Annotated in this window: 18 protein-coding genes; 7 read left to right on the top strand and 11 right to left on the bottom strand. The window is 64.9% G+C overall.

Features of this window, described 5'->3' with window-relative positions:
• Window positions 1-11: 11 nt before the first annotated feature.
• Window positions 12-872, top strand: a complete 861-nt coding sequence (locus ACIOVF_RS02280; RefSeq protein ID WP_401287582.1) for an alpha/beta fold hydrolase — start codon at window positions 12-14, stop codon at window positions 870-872.
• On the opposite strand, the gene ACIOVF_RS02285 is transcribed toward ACIOVF_RS02280, so the two are convergent.
• From ACIOVF_RS02285 to ACIOVF_RS02295, 3 genes are all read right to left on the bottom strand, one after another.
• A complete protein-coding gene (locus ACIOVF_RS02285; protein ID WP_195884509.1) occupies window positions 857-1,405 on the bottom strand; it encodes a hypothetical protein in 549 nt (182 codons plus the stop codon). The two genes, ACIOVF_RS02280 and ACIOVF_RS02285, sit on opposite strands and share 16 nt — an antisense overlap.
• Window positions 1,402-1,923: a GNAT family N-acetyltransferase gene (locus tag ACIOVF_RS02290; RefSeq protein WP_401287160.1), complete on the bottom strand. Its 522-nt coding sequence runs from the start codon at window positions 1,921-1,923 to the stop codon at window positions 1,402-1,404. Before ACIOVF_RS02290 ends, ACIOVF_RS02285 begins: the two co-directional genes overlap by 4 nt.
• A 73-nt stretch (window positions 1,924-1,996) precedes the next feature.
• The gene (locus tag ACIOVF_RS02295; protein ID WP_038995826.1) at window positions 1,997-2,209 is read right to left on the bottom strand and encodes a PLD nuclease N-terminal domain-containing protein; all 213 of its coding nucleotides are present in this window, start codon (window positions 2,207-2,209) and stop codon (window positions 1,997-1,999) included.
• Window positions 2,210-2,336: 127 nt separating this feature from the next.
• Here ACIOVF_RS02295 and ACIOVF_RS02300 point away from each other — a divergent pair, with 127 nt between their 5' ends.
• Window positions 2,337-3,344 (top strand): GlxA family transcriptional regulator, encoded by a 1,008-nt coding sequence (locus ACIOVF_RS02300; protein WP_258593987.1) that lies wholly within the window; start codon window positions 2,337-2,339, stop codon window positions 3,342-3,344.
• Here the strand turns inward: ACIOVF_RS02300 and rarD are convergent.
• Window positions 3,308-4,237 carry an EamA family transporter RarD gene (gene rarD / locus ACIOVF_RS02305; RefSeq protein ID WP_093381383.1) on the bottom strand — a complete coding sequence of 310 codons (930 nt, stop codon included), beginning with the start codon at window positions 4,235-4,237 and terminating at the stop codon, window positions 3,308-3,310. The two genes, ACIOVF_RS02300 and rarD, sit on opposite strands and share 37 nt — an antisense overlap.
• A gap of 98 nt (window positions 4,238-4,335) precedes the next feature.
• On the opposite strand from rarD, the gene ACIOVF_RS02310 reads away from it, so the two are divergent.
• The gene (locus ACIOVF_RS02310; protein WP_401287165.1) at window positions 4,336-4,791 is read left to right on the top strand and encodes an Lrp/AsnC family transcriptional regulator; all 456 of its coding nucleotides are present in this window, start codon (window positions 4,336-4,338) and stop codon (window positions 4,789-4,791) included.
• 637 nt (window positions 4,792-5,428) lie between these two features.
• Here the strand turns inward: ACIOVF_RS02310 and ACIOVF_RS02315 are convergent.
• Entirely contained in the window at window positions 5,429-5,899 is a 471-nt protein-coding gene (locus ACIOVF_RS02315; RefSeq protein WP_401287168.1) for an FAD/FMN-containing dehydrogenase, read from the bottom strand.
• A gap of 100 nt (window positions 5,900-5,999) precedes the next feature.
• Here ACIOVF_RS02315 and ACIOVF_RS02320 point away from each other — a divergent pair, with 100 nt between their 5' ends.
• The gene (locus ACIOVF_RS02320; protein WP_401287585.1) at window positions 6,000-6,533 is read left to right on the top strand and encodes a hypothetical protein; all 534 of its coding nucleotides are present in this window, start codon (window positions 6,000-6,002) and stop codon (window positions 6,531-6,533) included.
• Window positions 6,534-6,541: 8 nt separating this feature from the next.
• On the opposite strand, the gene ACIOVF_RS02325 is transcribed toward ACIOVF_RS02320, so the two are convergent.
• Window positions 6,542-7,762, bottom strand: coding sequence for a benzoate/H(+) symporter BenE family transporter (locus tag ACIOVF_RS02325; protein WP_093381377.1), 1,221 nt, complete (start codon window positions 7,760-7,762; stop codon window positions 6,542-6,544).
• A gap of 100 nt (window positions 7,763-7,862) precedes the next feature.
• On the opposite strand from ACIOVF_RS02325, the gene ACIOVF_RS02330 reads away from it, so the two are divergent.
• Window positions 7,863-9,377 carry a PLP-dependent aminotransferase family protein gene (locus tag ACIOVF_RS02330; RefSeq protein WP_401287171.1) on the top strand — a complete coding sequence of 505 codons (1,515 nt, stop codon included), beginning with the start codon at window positions 7,863-7,865 and terminating at the stop codon, window positions 9,375-9,377.
• 22 nt (window positions 9,378-9,399) lie between these two features.
• Here the strand turns inward: ACIOVF_RS02330 and ACIOVF_RS02335 are convergent, their stop codons facing one another.
• Together ACIOVF_RS02335 and ACIOVF_RS02340 are read right to left on the bottom strand one after the other, a co-directional pair.
• The gene (locus ACIOVF_RS02335; protein WP_401287174.1) at window positions 9,400-9,978 is read right to left on the bottom strand and encodes a thioredoxin family protein; all 579 of its coding nucleotides are present in this window, start codon (window positions 9,976-9,978) and stop codon (window positions 9,400-9,402) included.
• Between the two features lie 24 nt (window positions 9,979-10,002).
• Entirely contained in the window at window positions 10,003-10,266 is a 264-nt protein-coding gene (locus ACIOVF_RS02340; RefSeq protein WP_093381371.1) for a DUF2790 domain-containing protein, read from the bottom strand.
• A 215-nt stretch (window positions 10,267-10,481) separates the two neighbouring features.
• Here ACIOVF_RS02340 and ACIOVF_RS02345 point away from each other — a divergent pair, with 215 nt between their 5' ends.
• Together ACIOVF_RS02345 and ACIOVF_RS02350 are read left to right on the top strand one after the other, a co-directional pair.
• The gene (locus ACIOVF_RS02345) at window positions 10,482-11,216 is read left to right on the top strand and encodes a response regulator (RefSeq protein ID WP_093381369.1); all 735 of its coding nucleotides are present in this window, start codon (window positions 10,482-10,484) and stop codon (window positions 11,214-11,216) included.
• Between the two features lie 14 nt (window positions 11,217-11,230).
• Entirely contained in the window at window positions 11,231-12,520 is a 1,290-nt protein-coding gene (locus tag ACIOVF_RS02350) for a sensor histidine kinase (protein WP_401287588.1), read from the top strand.
• Window positions 12,521-12,527: 7 nt separating this feature from the next.
• Here ACIOVF_RS02350 and ACIOVF_RS02355 read toward each other — a convergent pair whose 3' ends face one another.
• From ACIOVF_RS02355 to ACIOVF_RS02365, 3 genes are all read right to left on the bottom strand, one after another.
• The gene (locus tag ACIOVF_RS02355; RefSeq protein WP_093381367.1) at window positions 12,528-12,779 is read right to left on the bottom strand and encodes a hypothetical protein; all 252 of its coding nucleotides are present in this window, start codon (window positions 12,777-12,779) and stop codon (window positions 12,528-12,530) included.
• 96 nt (window positions 12,780-12,875) lie between these two features.
• Window positions 12,876-13,823 (bottom strand): FecR domain-containing protein, encoded by a 948-nt coding sequence (locus ACIOVF_RS02360; RefSeq protein WP_401287178.1) that lies wholly within the window; start codon window positions 13,821-13,823, stop codon window positions 12,876-12,878.
• Window positions 13,820-14,329 carry a sigma-70 family RNA polymerase sigma factor gene (locus tag ACIOVF_RS02365; RefSeq protein ID WP_045194228.1) on the bottom strand — a complete coding sequence of 170 codons (510 nt, stop codon included), beginning with the start codon at window positions 14,327-14,329 and terminating at the stop codon, window positions 13,820-13,822. Before ACIOVF_RS02365 ends, ACIOVF_RS02360 begins: the two co-directional genes overlap by 4 nt.
• Between the last annotated feature and the right edge of the window lie 12 nt (window positions 14,330-14,341).

Genomic DNA, 14,341 nt, shown 5'->3' on the forward strand with positions numbered 1-14,341 from the left:
CCATGACCCAGATGATCTCCCCGGCCCCGCCGCACGCCTTCACCTTGCATGCCCGCGACGGTTACCCGTTGTCGGCGTACCGCTACCCGGCTGTGGGCGAAGCCCGTGGCAACCTGATCCTGGCCGGCGCCACCGGCGTGCAGCAACGCTTCTACCGGCGCTTTGCCGAGCATGCGGCAGCTCAGGGTTTCAACGTGCTGACTGTCGATTACCGCGGCGTCGGCGAGTCGCGGCCGGCGTCGCTCAAAGGCTTTGAGATGTCCTACCTGGACTGGGCTTACCTGGACTTGGCCGCGGCCGTCGACCTGCTCGGCGCCGAGCCATTACCCTTGTACTGGGTCGGCCATTCCTTCGGCGGCCATGCCATTGGCCTGCTGCCCAATCATGCCTGTATCAGCGCCTGTTACAGCCTCGGCAGCGGCGCCGGCTGGGCCGGCTGGATGCCCTGGCCGGAGGCGCTGAAGGTGCGCCTATTGTGGCGCTGGGTCCTGCCGCCGCTGGTAGCCCTCAAGGGTTACATGGCCTGGAGCCTGCTTGGCATGGGCGATGATCTGCCGCGCGGGGTCTACCGTGACTGGAAGCGCTGGTGCGCCTACCCGCACTACTACTTCGACGACCCGCGCATGGCCCATCTGGCCGAGCAGTACGCCCAGGTGCGCATGCCTTGCGTGTTCGCCACCTCGCTGGATGACCCCTGGGCGCCACCGCGCTCGCGGGATGCCTTCGTCAAGGCTTACTGCAATGCGCCAGTGACTCGCCGTGACCTGCAACCGGGCAATGGTGCCATTGGCCACATGGGGTACTTCAAGGCTCAGGCACAACCGCTATGGGACGAGATACTGACCTGGCTCGGCCACTACCCTCGCCCATAAACCAGCAACTCGCCGCTGGTGGCGATCACCAGGCTCAAACCGGTATAGGAAAACCCGAAGGCACGCACTTCGGTCTCGATTGCCAGGGTATGAAACCTGGCGGGCCGGTTGTAGCGCGCGCCATGCAGCCAGGAACCCGGCTCGACCAGCAGCAGGTGCTGCTCAGGCCAGGCCAGGGTGATGTTCTCAACCACCCAGCCATCGCTGGTGCTGATCGGCAGGCCGCCGCCCTGGATGCCGGACATGCGGATCACCCGCTCGTTGAGCGGGCCGATGCCGCGGGTTTCCAGATAATGGTCGCTGCCCAGGTTGTCGGTGCGGTCGCGGGCGATTTTCTCGCCGCTGCGACAGTCGATCACACTGCGGCCTGAACTCGAAGCCACCAGCAGCCGCTCGCTGTCACGGTCGAAGCCGATTTCCAGCAGGCCGGCGACGGTGAACTGGCCAGTCAACCGCCACGGCGCAGGTGCGGGTGCAACCGCTTGTTGGCGGATGACCTGGCGCAACGGGTCGAGGTGTCTGCTGCTGGTCATGGGGCCTTCCAGTGCGGATGCGTCAGCCGATACACCCGCACCGGCCGCTCGTGAAACTGCACAGTATCGAAGGCATTGAAGCCGGCTTTTTGCGCCACGCGCCAGGAGGCAATGTTGGCCGCGTCAATAATTGCAATCACTGCCGCCAGCCGGTGCTCGTTGAACGCATGCTCAAGCACGCCGCGCACCGCTTCGCTGGCCAGTCCCTGACCCCAATAGCGTGTAGCCAGACGATAGCCCAGGCTGGCCTGCTCTACCCCTTCGACCTGCTCCGGGCTGACGCCGCAAAAACCGACCAGCTCGCCGTTGGCCTTGTCGACCAGCGCCCATTGGCCCATGCCGTAGCTGGCGTAGCACTGCACGCACCAGTCGATAAAAGCCCCGGTCATCTGTTCGTCGCAGACACCGCGCACCGAGAATTTCATCACCTCAGGGTCGCTGAGAATGGCGGTCAAGGCGGGCAGGTCTTGACGCGAGAGTTCGCGCACGAGCAGGCGTGGGGTTTCAAACAGCGGCATGAAGTGCTTCCTTGGGTCATGCAGGCGCGACGATGCGCCGTCGCCCCTACAATCCCTGTCGCCAGCCGCCGGGTCAACCCTCCCGCGAAATCGGCACCCCCGCGCTGGCTTTCGGCCCGGCCACGGCCCAGGCAATCAGGCCCAGCACGGGTACAAAGACGATAAACACGATCCACAACATCTTGCGATCCGCCCGGCTCTTGCTGCCGATGATGCGTTTGATGGCCCAGAGTTCGACCAGGGTGAGCAATACGGCAAGGGTGATCCAGATATGACCGTTTTCCATGGGTAGCCTCCAGAGGGGTTCTGAAGGTTAGGTGTGCGCAGCCAGCCGGGGTTCATTCTGATTGCCATTGCGGGCCGGGCAATATCTGGCATCATCGCCTCAACCTGCCAGTTCGCGGAGCCGCGCCTTGCCCACCCCACGCCAGTTCAGCAAGAAATCCAGCACCAGTAACATGCTCAACCTCAAGCACCCCGAGGCTGCCTCGACCCCGGCGTACCAGGTGGGCTTTTTGCTGCTGGAGAACTTCTCCATGGCCAGCTTTACCGTGGCCATGGATGTACTGGTGACGGCCAACCTGCTCAAGAGCAACCTGTTTCTGAGCACGCCGTTCTCCCTGGGCAGCGAGCGGGTCACCAGTGACCTGGGCCTGGAGATTTATGCCGCGCACCTGGACCGCGCAGCGCTGGACAACCTCGACATGCTGATTGTTTGTGGCGGCCTGCGTACCCCACTCAAGTACCCGCAGCTGGACAAGCTGCTGTGCGATGCTGCCGCCCACCAACTGGCCCTCGGCGGCCTGTGGAACGGCGCCTGGTTTCTCGGCCGCGCCGGGGTGCTGGAGGGCTACAACTGCACCATCCACCCTGAACAACGGGCAAGCCTGGCCGAGCGCAGCCCGCAGTGCACCATCACCCCGGCAAGCTTTGTGCTCGACCGCGAACGCCTGACCGCCGCCAGCCCCAACGGCGCGCTAGAAATGATGCTGGCGCTGCTCAAGCTGCAACATGGCGAAGCGCTGGCCGAGGGCGTCGAGGAGATCCTGGCGTTTTCCAGCGCGCGCTTTCGCCGGGTCGACAGCAGCCAGAAGAAAACCATGAGCGCGCCACTGCGCACCATCGTCGAGCTGATGGAAAGCAACCTTGAAGAAACCCTCAGCCTCGATCAACTGGCGGCCTACAGCGGCCGTTCGCGCCGGCAGATCGACCGCCTGTTCCAGGCGCAACTGGGCACCTCGCCAAGCCGCTACTACATGGAACTGCGCATCACCAAAAGCCGGCGTCTGTTGCAGTATTCCGACCTGCCGCTGATGGACGTGGCGATTGCCTGCGGTTTTGTCTCGGTCTCGCACTTCAGCAAGTGCTACTGCGCCTACTTCGGCTACCCGCCTTCACGCGAGCAGCGGCTGGGCGAGTAAGCGCGGCGGTTGCCGTTGAGGCTCAAACCGCCCTCCACCACCAGCACCAGCACCGCCAGCCAGATCGCAATATAGGTCGGCCACTGCGCCGGGGCGATGCTGTCGCCCAGCAGCACCGCGGCGACCACCAGCAGCACTGGCTCGACATAAATCAGCAGGCCAAACAGGGTCAGGTTCAGCCGTGGTGCCGACAGCGCCTGCAGGCCCAGGGCTGCGGCGCTGATCGCGCCGAGGCCGAGCACCAGCCAGGGCAAGCTTGAGGCTGCGCCGGCAAGGCCGAGCACTACCCCGCCCTTGAGCACGAAATACAGGCTCACCGGCAGGCTCAGGCTCATGTCGAACCACAAGCCGCCCATGTTGTTGGTGTCGGTCACCCGGCGCAGCCAGAAGTACAGCGGATAGCCCAGTGACACCACCAGCACCGGCCAGGAAATCGCCTTGGCGATGGCGATCTGGTTAATGATGCCCAGCGCCGCCAAGGCACAGGCCAGCAGTTGCAGGCGGCTGATCGAATCCTTGAACGCCAGGCGGCCGACAATCACCATCACCAGCGGCATCAGGAAGTAGCCCAGCGACACGTCCAGGCCATAGCCGTTGATCGGTGCCCACATGAACAGCCACAACTGCGCGCCGAGCAACACCGCCGAAACCAGGCGAATCGCCCAGAACCAGCGCTCTTCGAACAGGCGCAGGAATATCCGCCGCACCTGCGGCCAGTGCCCGCTGGCGATCACCATCAGGGTCAGGCACGGCACGGTCAGAAGGATCCGCCAGCCATAGATTTCGGCGCCGTCCAGGGGCGCGAGCAGGCTGGTGTAGGCGTACATCACCGCGAACAGCACCGAGGCGAGAACATTGAGCACGACGCCCAACGTGGAGTTATGCGCGGTCATTGCAAATTCCTTAATGAGGACCAGCAGAGGGTGATAATTTATTCCGCAGCCACTGATAAGTGCCCTCGTTTTCACCCCTCAAGATGAGAAATTTTTGCATGGACCTGGATGAATTCGACCTTGCCCTGCTTGCCGCCCTGCAGCGCGATAACAGCCAGCCCCTGCGTGAGCTGGCCGAGCAGGTGCACTTGTCTAGCGCCTCGGTGCAGCGGCGGATCCAGCGCTTGAAAAAGACCGGGGTAATCCAGGCCAATGCCGCGGTGATCAACCCGGACAAAGTCGGCCAGGTGATTACCCTGATGGTCGAGGTGCACGCCGACCGCACCCAGTCGGCGGACCTGGAAGTCATGAAGCGTGCGTTCTCGGGACCTGAAATTCAGCAGTGCTACTACGTCACCGGCGACGCCGACTTTTTGCTGGTGCTGACGGTAGCGAGCATGACCGTATTCCAGGACATCGCCCAGCGACTGTTTCATGACAACCCGAACGTGAAGTGGTTTCGTACCATCGTGGTGCTGGATCGGGTCAAGGCGACCTTGCAGGTGCCGCTGTAAGATCTGCGCCTGCCTGCACTGCCCATGTGGGAGCAACTGTCTTAAGCAGCTTGCAAGTATTGGGGCAGCCAGGCTGTGTTTGAGCTGATCCATTTGATGATGAGGCGCTGCCGGCGCCTTCCGCCCTTACGGCGGGTCACTTTTGCTTGGCGGCAAAAGTAACCAAAAACGCCCTGTCCCTTCATCGGCCCTGCGCTGCGCTCCGGGTTCCCTCCTTCCACCCTTGCTCCCGTGGGGTCGCGCCGAAGGGCCGTCCCTGGCCCTGCGGCGCTCGCCGGCCATCCATGGCCGTCGCCCCACTACGCAAGGGTTCCACTCGGCCTTCTGCAAGGGACGATCGGTGGCGTCTGCAATTACATACATCTAGAAGCAGAGCGCTTTTTTGCTTTCGCTACTCGTGCATCGCCGGTCCATTCGCCGACAAGGCGCAAAGGTGAAGTGTGAGCAGCATCGCCAATGGATCAGCTCGCGCCTCTAAAGGCCTACGCTACCTGTGGGAGCGGCCGTGCGGCGACCCGACTTGCCCCGCGATGGGGTCAGTACAGCCTCCCCATCAGGTGGCGTCTGGATTGCGACCGCTTCGCGCTCGATCGCGGGTCCAGCCCGCTCCCACAGCGTTGCGCTGCATTCAAATCCACTATGGCTGCGGCAACGCCTTGAGCGCTGTGGCCAACGCCTCGGCACTGGCATATTCCTTCTGCCCCGCCACAACCCCCTGCTCCAACTGAATCCACAGCACCTGGCCTTCAGCCCCCGGATAGCGCGCAACCACCTCGCCGTCGCGGTCCAGCAGCACCCGGTAGCTGTAGTCACGCATGGCCGGGATGGCGAACAGTTTGCTGATCAGCGCCGGCATGCGCTGGATGTCGGCGACGAACACCGCCTCGCGTGCTTGCAGGTAGCCCTTGGGCTGCTCACCGACGGCGGCCTGGACCAGCTTGGCAGCGTCCATGTTGCGCGCCACCAGCAGTACGCGGGTCTGCGCGTTGAGGCTGTAGGGCTGGTCGTGCTGGTCAAGCAAGGTAAAGGGCGCCAGGCGTTCGCCGACTTCGGCGGCGCCAGCCAGCAACGGCATCAGGCTCAGTAGCAGGGCAATGGCGTATTTCACAGGTGACCTCATTGTCAGTGCAGGACTGCTGATCCTAGCGCGGATGCGAGGGCTGCAGTACCCTTTGCGCTCATTTCAAGGAGGACCCCGCGTGCCAAGGATGCTGACATTGTTGCTCTGCTGTGCCCTGTTCCCGACCACCGCCTGGTCGGCGCTGAGCCTTGGCGAGTTCACGCTGGGCATGCCGCGCGCGCAGGTCGTGGAGGTAATGGAGCGGCATTTCACCCGGGTCTGGCTGATCAACGGCGTGCACTACAACGTGCCCCGTCAGTACTACCAGGCTGTCGACCCGGTACCGGGCATCGAACCCTACAAACTCGGCGGCGTCGAGGTCAGCCGCATCGAAGCGGCCTTCGACAAGGATGACCGCCTACGCCAGGTTTCGCTGTCACTGGAGACCACCGACAGCGAACGCGCCATGCAACTGGTGCCGTTGATGCGTCAGGCCAAAGAAGCGCCGAACAGCAGTGGCCGCCACGACCTGCTGCTCGAAGACGGTGAACTGACCTACTGGACCAGCGCGTTCTGGGAGTGGACGGTGATCAACATCGCCGACAAGCCCACTTCGCTGGAGAACATCCCGGCACGGGCGCGCAGCGACGAGAATCAGCGCGCCAAGGCGGTCAAGCGCTGATCGCGGCCTTACCCCTCGCCATTGCTGGCACCGATCACCCCTGCCCGCTCCCGGCGCGGCAAGCGGCCATTGAGCACGGCATAAGCGCCCAGGCCGATCACCAGCCCCCAGAACGCCCCGCCGATACCGAGCAAACTGATATTGGCGGCCGCAGCCAGAAAGGTGATCAACGACGCTTCGCGGGTTTTCGCATCGGCCATGGCATTGGCCAGGCTGCTGCCAATGGTGCCCAGCAGCGCAAGCCCCGCCAGGGTGCTGATGAAAGTGGCCGGGAAGGCCATGAACAGCGCGGCCAGGGTTACCCCGAAGACGCCGACAAGAATGTAGAACACGCCCGCCGCCACCCCGGCGATCCAGCGCTTGGCAGGTTCTTCGTGGGCTTCCTTGCCGGTGCAGATCGCCGCGGTGATCGCGGCGATGTTGAAGGCGTGGGAGCCGAACGGCGCCATCAACAACGAGCCCAGCCCGGTAACGGCGACAATAGGGTTGGCACTGGCCTTGAAGCCGTCATTGCGCAGCACCAGCATGCCGGGCATGTACTGGCCGGTCAGGGTAATCAGGAACAGCGGCAGGGCCACGCTGAGCATGGCATTGAATGAAAACGCCGGCGCGGTGAAGACCGGCGTCGCCAGTTGCAAGCGCAGCCCTGACAGCTCGACCTGCCCGCGCATCAGCAAAAAGCCCAGCCCCAGCAGCAGGATGCCGACCACCGCATAGCGCGCACTGAAGCGCTTGAAGAGCAGATAGGCCACGATCAGCAGCGCGGCCAGCAACGGGTCGACGCTGAGCCCGGCAAAGGCACCGATGCCGAACTGCAGCAGGATCCCTGCCAGCAGCCCCGCCGCAATGCCCGGCGGGATCAGGCGGATGAGCTTGTCGAAACAGCCCGATAAGCCCAGCAGCACAAACGCGGCTGCCGAGATCAGGTAGGCGCCCACCGCTTCGGCGTAGGGCGTACTGGCCAGGGCCACCACCAGGAAGGCGGCGGCCGGTGTCGACCAGGCGGTGATGATCGGCTGGCGGCTGAGCCAACTGAGCAACAACCCGGTAACCCCCACGCCGATGGATACCGACCATACCCAGGAAGCCGTGAGGGCCGGGCTCAAACCAGCGACCTTGGCCGCTTGGAAAACCAGGATGAAGGTTCCGCCATAATTGACGATAACCGAGATGAGACCGGCAATGAGCGGGGGCATGAGGTCGCCGGGGCGTAGTGCTGAAGTAGACATGGCGGTAGGGTTCCTTGCGAAGAGGCAGTGACGAGCGACCGAGTGTACGAATAGACTGGCCTGCCCGTTCAGGCCAGTTTCTTCACTTGCGGCAGACCACATGGCAACCACGTTCGAGCTTGAAACCCTGAAGATGCGCGTCAATGACGCCGAGTTCGCAGCGCTGGACCTGCACCAGCGCATCCAGCGTGCGCTGCGCGCGCTGATCCTTGAAGGGGCGCTGTCCGGTGGCGTCAAGCTGCCGGCCAGCCGCGCCCTGGCCAAATCGCTGGGCGTCGCCCGCGACACCGTCGAGAACGCCTACGTGCAGCTGCAGCGCGACGGCTATATCGTCCGCCGCGCAGGCTCGGGCAGTTATGTGCCGGACAACCTCGGCGCGCAACTGCGTGGCAGCGGGCAACGGCGCATCAAGGCCGGGGCGCAAAAACGCAGTGATCTCGAGCCCGGCCAGGGCTTGAGCCTGCGCGGACGGGCACTGTTCGACAACGGCGGCGTCAGCGACCAGCAGGTGATCAAGGCCTTTGCCACCGGCCTGCCAGAAACCCGCTCGTTCCCCCTTGCAGTCTGGGAACGCCTGCAGCGCCAGGCCGTGAAGGACCATCGCGGCAACGTCCTGCTGCACGGCGACCCGCAGGGCAGCGAAGCCCTGCGCAAGGCCATCGCCACCTACCTGAACCTCGAACGTGGCGCCAAGGTGATGCCCGAACAGGTGCTGGTGCTCAGCAGCACCCGCCAGGCGCTGTTCCTGTGCGCACAAATGCTGGTGGATGCCGGCAAGCCGATCCTGCTGGAAAACCCCGGTTACTTCGGCGCGAAGAAGGCCTTTGAAGCGGCGCAGGCGCGGATCGTGCCGATCGACGTCGACGCCCACGGCATCCGCACCGACCTGCTGCGCGCCGACCAAAGCGGCGCCAGTTGCGTCTACGTCACGCCATCGCACCAGTACCCCACAGGCGCGACCCTGAGCCTTGCGCGACGCCTGGAGCTGATCGACTGGGCGGCGCAGAACGGCAAGTGGATCATCGAGGACGACTACGACAGCGAGTTCCACTACGACGGCCTGCCTACTGCCTGCGTGCAGGGCCTGGACAGCCAGCAGCGCACCCTCTACATCGGCACCTTCAGCAAGACCCTCTACCCCGGCCTGCGCATCGGCTACATGGTCTTGCCGCCGGAGCTGGTAGCGCCCTTCAGCGCGGCGCGCAGCATCATCGACGGGCACACCCCGCAGGTGCTGCAACTAACCCTGGCGCGCTTCATGGACGACGGCCACTACAACGCCCACATCCGCGCCATGCGCAAACTCTACGCCGGGCGCCGGGCCTGCCTGCTTGATGCGATTGGCAAGCACCTGGCGGGCGTCGTCACCGCCATGCGCCCGCCGGGAGGCCTGCAGATCCCCTGCGTGCTCGAACCAGGCTGGACAGAGCAACACACCATCCAGCTGGCCGCCCGCGCCGGCGTGCAACTGCCCGGGCTCAGCCGTTTGTATGCCGGTGAACATAAACAGCAGGGCTGGCTGCTGGGCTATTCATCGCTGACAGCCAGTGAAATCGAAACCGCAATCCGGCAACTGGCCAAGGCCCTCTGCAGGAGCGGGCTGGACCCGCGATGAGGCCAGCGCCACCCGAACATCTTCACCCCGCCTGCCCGTCACGCTCCTTGAGCAGTTGCTGGATGACTTGCTCCTGGGTGTCGTAGGCGCCTTCGCCAAAGTGCACATAGCGCACCTGGCCGCTGCCATCGACGATGTAGTGCGCCGGCCAGAACTGGTTGCCGAAGGCGTTCCAGATCGCGTAGTCGTTGTCGATGGCCACCGGGTAGTCGATATCCAGCTTGGCCACTTGCTCGCGCACATTGTCGACCACTCGCTCCTCGGGGTATTCCGGCGTATGCACGCCGATCACCACCAGGCCCTGGTCGGCGTAACGCTTGGCCCAGGTGTTGACGTGCGGCAGGCTGCGCCGGCAATTGATGCACTCGTAGGTCCAGAAGTCCACCAGCACCACCTTGCCCTTGAGCGCTGCGCGGTCCAGTGGCGGCGAGTTGAGCCACTGCACGGCGCCGGCCAGTTCCGGCATCGGCCCCAGTGTCTCAAGGCCTGCCGGCGTGCCGGCGAACAGGCGGTTGCCCAGGCCCGCCAGCGCCAGCAGCACGGCCAGCAGTGCGGCGATGCCCAGGGCCCGACGGCGATTTGTGTTGAAATTGATGTTCATGGACGAACCTCCCTGATCGATGGCTTAACCGCCTTCATGGCAGTCACTGGCAAATTTCTGGTACTGCAGGCGGTGTTCCTTGCCCTGGGAATCAAGGTAGTCCATCTGAGCGTTGACCACGCCGCAGCCCATGCTGCTGTCCTCGTGCAAGGCCAGGACCTTGTGCACATCCAGTTGCTGGCCGTAACGATATTGCTGTACCACCACCGCTTCGCTAGCCTGGGCGGCAACGGTGCCGAGGCTGAACAGGGTCAACAGGCTGGCAGTGGCAAGGGTCTTGAGGTTCATGGCGGTACTCCCGAGTCAGTTTGCACAGAGGTGGCGGCTGCCACCCGTTGCTGGCTATTTCAGGCCCGCCAGGTATCGCCAATGTGTCCGGATCGGCCCGCTTTGCCTCGCCAGGTATCTATGGCCGCAGCAGATACACTGCAATACAAAGCCCGGCAGGCAAGCCCTGCCGGGCTCTGTACACTTGCCGCCACCACCACAGCGGGAGCCGGACGATGGAGCATGTCGATCACATCCTGGTCGTCGACGACGATCGAGAGATCAGGGAGCTGGTAGGCAACTACCTGAAAAAGAACGGGCTGCGCACCACCATCGTCGCCGATGGCCGGCAGATGCGCGCCTTTCTCGAGTCCAATGTGGTCGACCTGATCGTGCTCGACATCATGATGCCCGGTGACGATGGCCTGCTGCTGTGCCGCGAGCTGCGCGCCGGCAAGCACAAGGCCACGCCGGTACTGATGCTGACCGCCCGCAACGATGAAACCGACCGCATCATCGGCCTGGAAATGGGCGCCGACGACTACCTGAGCAAGCCGTTCTCGGCCCGCGAGCTGCTGGCGCGGATCAACGCCGTGCTGCGCCGCACGCGCATGCTGCCGCCAAACCTGAGCATCAGCGAAAGCAGCCGCCTCCTCGGTTTCGGCCACTGGCGCCTGGACACCACCGCGCGCCACCTGCTCGACGCCAACGCCACCCTGGTGGCCCTGAGCGGCGCCGAGTACCGGCTGCTGCGGGTGTTCCTCGACCATCCGCAACGGGTGCTCAGCCGCGAGCAACTGCTCAACCTGACCCAGGGCCGCGAGGCGGATATCTTCGACCGCTCCATCGACCTCTTGGTCAGCCGCCTGCGCCAGCGCCTGCAGGATGACGCCCGCGAGCCGGCCTATATCAAGACGGTACGCAGCGAGGGCTACGTGTTCGCCTTGCCCGTGCAGCGGGTCGAAGCCTGAACATGGGCAGCCTGCTGCGTTGGCCGCGCACCCTCGCCTCGCGCCTGGCGCTGATCTTCTTCACCGGCCTGGTGTTGGCCTACGGTTTGTCGTTCAGCTTCCAGTTCTACGAGCGCTACCAGAGCTCGCGCTCGATGATGCTCAGTAACCTCGAGCAGGACGTCGCTACCTCGGTGGCCATTCTCGACCGCCTGCCGGCCGCCGAACGCGCCGCCTGGCTGCCGCGCCTGGAGCGGCGCACCTATCGCTACCGCCTGGATGCCGGCGAACCCGGCCAGCGGCTGAGCATGGATGACGCGCCCATGGCCGCACTGTCCATCGGCAAGGCCCTGGGCGGCCAGTACGCCCTGGACTACCAGAGCATCCCCGGGCCCACGCCGCACTTCCAGGTGCGCCTGCGCCTGGCCGACGGCGCACCGTTGAGCGTCGACGTCACCCCGGCGCCGGTGCCGATGTCGAGCTGGCTGCCGGTGGTGCTGCTGATCCAGCTGGCGCTGCTGTTGCTGTGCACCTGGCTGGCGGTGAAAACCGCGATCCGCCCGCTGACCCGCCTGGCCGAAGCGGTCGACCAGCTCGACCCCAATGCCCCGGGGCCGCAACTGGACGAAAGCGGCCCGCGAGAAGTGGTGTATGCCGCAGTGGCCTTCAATACCTTGCAGGCACGTATCGGCGCCTACCTGAAAGAGCGCATGCAACTGCTGGCGGCGATCTCCCATGACCTGCAAACGCCGATCACGCGGATGAAGCTGCGGGTCGAGGCCATGGACAGCAGCAGTGATCGCGACAAGCTCTGGAGCGACCTGGAGGCCATGGAACACCTGGTGCGTGAAGGCGTCGCCTACGCCCGCAGCATCGATGGCAACAGCGAGGCACCGTGCCGGGTCAACCTCGATGCCTTGCTCGACAGCCTGGTGTTCGACTACCAGGACAGCGGCCAGCAGGTCGAGCTGCACGACAAGACCGGCGCGCTGCTCGAAACCCGCCCGCAAGCCTTGCGCCGGGTGCTGGTGAACCTGATCGACAACGCCCTGAAGTTTGCCGGCGCGGCGCAGCTCGAGGTGCGCAGCGGCGCCAACAACGGCACGCTGATTCGCGTGCTCGACCAGGGCCCGGGGATACCCGCCGAAGAGCTCGAGGCGGTGCTGCAACCGTTCTACCGGGTAGAGAACTCGCGCAACCGCAGCACCGGCGGTACCGGCCTGGGCCTGGCCATCGCCGCGCAGCTGACCCAGGCCATCGGCGGCCGCCTGACCTTGAGCAACCGCGACGGCGGCGGCCTTTGCGCGCAGATCGAGCTGCCCTGAGGCAAGCTCAGCCTTGATCACCTGCAGCGACGCTGCAACGACCCGGCGCCAGCACCGCAGTGATGCTGGCGAATGGAATGCAGCGGCATTCATCATCGCAGGCGAAGTAAAGCTGCAACTGGTGGGTGCACCAATCGATGCTGCGCACCACGCCTGACTGGGTTTCCATCACCCCGTACTCGGCGGCAAAACAGCCGTACAGCACCACGGTGTCTCCAGGTTGATACAGGCGAAGGCGCTCTTTGTTGTTCTCGTCCATGTCGGCATGGCTCCAGCCTTTGAACCGGCGTCATCACCAACGGCGCGTCGCTGCGCTACTGGTAAAAATGTCAGGTGACCAACAGCACCGCACCGCTCACACGGTTTTCTCGCGGGCCACCAGGGTCACCCAGTAGCGGCTGCGCGCCTGTACCGCTACCGGCAGGCTGGCCGCCAGCAGGGCCAGCACCCGGTCAGTGTCATCCAGGCGAAACGTGCCGGTGACCCTCAGCGACTCCAGCGCCGGGTCCCAGCGCAGCCAGCCCGGGCGGTAACGCGACAGCTCACGCAAAAACTGCGCCAGCGGCTGGTTGTTGACACTCAGAACGCCATCGCGCCAGTCCGGCTGGTGGGGGTCGAAACGGTCCATGGCGCCACTGCCGTCGGCACCGATGGTCAACTGGTCGCCGACCTGCAAGGCCAGCGCCGGGCCCTGGCGCGGCTGCACCTGCACTGCCCCCTGGAGCACGGCGATGCGGCACTGCTCGGCGTCGCGCCGCAGGCACACCTGGGCCTGGCCGACGCTCACCCGGGCTATGCCAAGGTCAACGTGCAGCGCTTGAGCACGGCTGACGCTCAGGGCGATCTCGCCCTCGACTAGGGTCAGGCGCTGGTGAGCAAGGTCAAGGTTGACGGCGGTTGCCGTGTTCAATTGCAGCAGGCTGCCATCGGCCAGGCGCACGCCACGGCGTTCACCCACCGCCGTACGCAGGTCGGCTCGCAGGGCCTGCAGCGGCACCTGCTGGCTGAGCAGCCAGCCGGCGGGCAACAGCAAGGCCAAGGCCAGGCCACGCTTGAGCAGGGTTCGACGGTTGGCTTCGGGACGGTCGAGGCTGGCCATGGCCAGGGTTGGCGGCACGTCCTGGAAACGCTGGCGCAAGCCCTCGGCGCGCTGCCAGATCTGCTCGTGCTGGGCATTGGCCGCGCGCCAGTGCTGCAGACGCTGCAAATCCTCGGCGCTGGCCTGCCCGGAATCGAGCAAGGCCAGCCAGTGCGCGGCGGTGCGCGCCAGTTGCCGGGCTTCGCGGCTGAAGGTGCGGTTCATAGTTCAACCAGCAGGCAATGCTCATACGCCTGGGCCATGTAGCGTTTGACCGTACGTTCACTGACCGCCAGGCGCTCGGCGATCTGTGCGTAATTCAGGCCTTCAAGTTGCGACCAGAGAAACGCCCGACGCACCGCCGCCGGCAAACCGTCGAGCAGTTCGTCCAGGGCTTGCAGGGTTTCCAGCAGCAACCAACGCTGCTCTGGCGAAGGCATCAGGGCCTCGGGCAGGCTGGCCAGAGCCTCGAGGTAGGCACGCTCCAGGCTGCGGCGCTTGTGGAAATTGACCAGCAAACGCTTGCCGACGGTCAGCAGATAGGCCCGTGGCTCGCGTAACTCGCTCAGCACCTGGGGGCTTGCCAGCACGCGCAGGAAAGTATCCTGGCTGAGGTCGGCGGCATCCCAGCGGTTGCCCAGGCGCTGGTACAGCCAGCGCTCCAGCCAACTGCGATGCTCTCGGTAGAGGCCCTGCAGGGTCTGCTCGGTGGGGCCCGCCGCTTCGCTCATGTCAACGCACCT

It is taken from the genome of Pseudomonas sp. NPDC087612, assembly GCF_044743505.1.
Classification (GTDB): Bacteria; Pseudomonadota; Gammaproteobacteria; order Pseudomonadales; family Pseudomonadaceae; genus Aquipseudomonas.

Excerpts from the sequence above, each read along its gene's own strand:
- ACIOVF_RS02280 (WP_401287582.1), top strand. The coding sequence starts at position 12 with ATGATCTCCCCGGCCCCGCCGCACGCCTTCACCTTGCATGCCCGCGAC.
- ACIOVF_RS02285 (WP_195884509.1), bottom strand. The coding sequence starts at position 1,405 with ATGACCAGCAGCAGACACCTCGACCCGTTGCGCCAGGTCATCCGCCAA.
- ACIOVF_RS02365 (WP_045194228.1), bottom strand. The coding sequence starts at position 14,329 with ATGAGCGAAGCGGCGGGCCCCACCGAGCAGACCCTGCAGGGCCTCTAC.
- ACIOVF_RS02355 (WP_093381367.1), bottom strand. The coding sequence starts at position 12,779 with ATGGACGAGAACAACAAAGAGCGCCTTCGCCTGTATCAACCTGGAGAC.
- ACIOVF_RS02310 (WP_401287165.1), top strand. The coding sequence starts at position 4,336 with ATGGACCTGGATGAATTCGACCTTGCCCTGCTTGCCGCCCTGCAGCGC.
- ACIOVF_RS02335 (WP_401287174.1), bottom strand. The coding sequence starts at position 9,978 with ATGAACATCAATTTCAACACAAATCGCCGTCGGGCCCTGGGCATCGCC.
- ACIOVF_RS02320 (WP_401287585.1), top strand. The coding sequence starts at position 6,000 with ATGCTGACATTGTTGCTCTGCTGTGCCCTGTTCCCGACCACCGCCTGG.
- ACIOVF_RS02345 (WP_093381369.1), top strand. The coding sequence starts at position 10,482 with ATGGAGCATGTCGATCACATCCTGGTCGTCGACGACGATCGAGAGATC.
- ACIOVF_RS02325 (WP_093381377.1), bottom strand. The coding sequence starts at position 7,762 with ATGTCTACTTCAGCACTACGCCCCGGCGACCTCATGCCCCCGCTCATT.
- rarD (WP_093381383.1), bottom strand. The coding sequence starts at position 4,237 with ATGACCGCGCATAACTCCACGTTGGGCGTCGTGCTCAATGTTCTCGCC.
- ACIOVF_RS02295 (WP_038995826.1), bottom strand. The coding sequence starts at position 2,209 with ATGGAAAACGGTCATATCTGGATCACCCTTGCCGTATTGCTCACCCTG.
- ACIOVF_RS02330 (WP_401287171.1), top strand. The coding sequence starts at position 7,863 with ATGGCAACCACGTTCGAGCTTGAAACCCTGAAGATGCGCGTCAATGAC.
- ACIOVF_RS02290 (WP_401287160.1), bottom strand. The coding sequence starts at position 1,923 with ATGCCGCTGTTTGAAACCCCACGCCTGCTCGTGCGCGAACTCTCGCGT.
- ACIOVF_RS02360 (WP_401287178.1), bottom strand. The coding sequence starts at position 13,823 with ATGAACCGCACCTTCAGCCGCGAAGCCCGGCAACTGGCGCGCACCGCC.
- ACIOVF_RS02340 (WP_093381371.1), bottom strand. The coding sequence starts at position 10,266 with ATGAACCTCAAGACCCTTGCCACTGCCAGCCTGTTGACCCTGTTCAGC.